Consider the following 1,704-nt stretch of genomic DNA (forward strand, 5'->3'; position numbering starts at 1 on the left):
GCCGGCTTTCCCGCCGGCGGCCGCCGCCGGGCGGCCACCGCCGGTGATGGGCCGCACCGGTCCTCGGAGGTGCCGCCCTCGCCGCTCACTCGTTAGGGTGCTCAGGTGACTGTGACCGTGCTGGTTCCCACCGAGTTCGGTGCCGAGGTCCTCGGCCGGATACCCGGTGTCGCTCCCGTGCTCTTCGACCCGAAGTCCGCCGAGCTGCCGCCGGAGGCCGCCGAGGCGGAGGTGTTGGTGCCCGGCTTCCTCGCGGCGGAGGGGGTGCTGGACCTCGTCGAGCGGCTGCCGAGACTCCGGTTGGTGCAGTTGCTGACGGCGGGCGTCGAACCACTGGCCGGTCGGCTGCCCGCCGGTGTCACGCTCTCCAGCGGGCGGGGCGCGCACGGTGGGAGCACCGCGGAGTGGGCGATGGCGGTGCTGCTGGCCATCTACCGCGACCTCCCCCGGTTCCAGGACGCCCGGCGGCGGGGCGAGTGGGACTACCACCCGACGGAGACCATGCAGGGGCGGCGGGTGCTCGTCGTGGGTGCGGGGGACCTCGGCCGGCAACTGGAACGGAGGCTCCTCGCCTTCGACGCCACCTGCACCTTCGTGGCGCGCACTCCCCGGGAGGGGGTCCTCGGGCTGGACGCGTTGCCGGGGGAACTCCCCCGGCACGACGCGGTGGTGCTGATGGTGCCGCTGACACCCGAGACCACCGGGCTGGTCGACGCCGCCTTCCTCGCCGCGATGCCGGACGGAGCCGTGCTGGTCAACGCCGCTCGGGGGCCGGTGGTGGACACGGACGCGCTGGTCGCCGAGTTGTCCTCGGGCCGCCTGCGGGCCGCCCTGGACGTGACGGATCCCGAGCCGTTGCCGGCCGGGCACCCGCTGTGGGATGTTCCCGGGCTGGTGCTGACACCCCATGTCGGGGGCAGCGTGAGCGGATCGCGGGAGCGGAGCTGGGCCGTGGCGGCACGGCAGATCGAGCTCTTCGTAGCGGGTGAGGAACCGACCAACGTCGTGCGGGGCGCCTACTGACCCCGTCACCACCGGCCGGGCGTCACGGCTTCATGGCGATCTGGCGGTTCTCCGCGCCACCGTCGATCAGCGGTGTCTACCCTTGCCTCGTGCACTACAACGACGGCGATTCCGGTAACACCACTCCGATGCGGGCTCCTGGCGCGGCGGACCACGCCGGTGCGGATCCCGGACCGGCCTTCGGTCTGCTCCTGCTCCGCCTGGTGGTGGGGGGAATCTTCATCGCGCACGGACTGGAGAAGTTCTTCACCTGGGCTGGCACCCCGGGGCTCGACGGCTTCGCGGACAGCCTGGCCGACATGGGCTTCACCAACACCAGCGCGCTCGCCATGACGACGGCGATCACCGAGATCGTGGCCGGCGCGCTGCTGGTGATCGGTCTGCTGGCCTCGCTGGCCTCGGTGCCGCTGCTCGGGCTCGCCGTGGCGTCGGTGGTGTTCACCTTCGACGAGGGCTTCTTCCTGACCCCGGACGGTGGCTTCGAGTACAAGCTGCTGCTGGCCGCAGCCGCGGCCGCGTTGGTCTTCACCGGGCCGGGCCGGTTCTCACTGGACAGCGGGCGGCCCTACTTCCGCTTCCCGTTCCGCACCGCCCTGGTCTTCCTGGTGCTCGGCGGGATCGCCACGGCGGTCGTGCTGTTCGTCTTCCGCTGAGCCGACGGCGGCCCGGCCGCCGTTCGCC

At 72.5% G+C, this 1,704-nt stretch carries 2 protein-coding genes; both read left to right on the top strand.

Features of this window, described 5'->3' with window-relative positions; genetic code table 11:
- Window positions 1-111: 111 nt before the first annotated feature.
- A complete protein-coding gene (locus ACTIDRAF_RS0205500) occupies window positions 112-1,023 on the top strand; it encodes a 2-hydroxyacid dehydrogenase (RefSeq protein WP_016697719.1) in 912 nt (303 codons plus the stop codon).
- 89 nt (window positions 1,024-1,112) lie between these two features.
- Window positions 1,113-1,676, top strand: coding sequence for a DoxX family protein (locus ACTIDRAF_RS27385; RefSeq protein WP_157162866.1), 564 nt, complete (start codon window positions 1,113-1,115; stop codon window positions 1,674-1,676).
- Window positions 1,677-1,704 lie beyond the last annotated feature (28 nt).

It is taken from the genome of Actinoalloteichus spitiensis RMV-1378 (genome assembly GCF_000239155.1).
Taxonomy (GTDB): Bacteria; Actinomycetota; Actinomycetes; order Mycobacteriales; family Pseudonocardiaceae; genus Actinoalloteichus_B; species Actinoalloteichus_B spitiensis.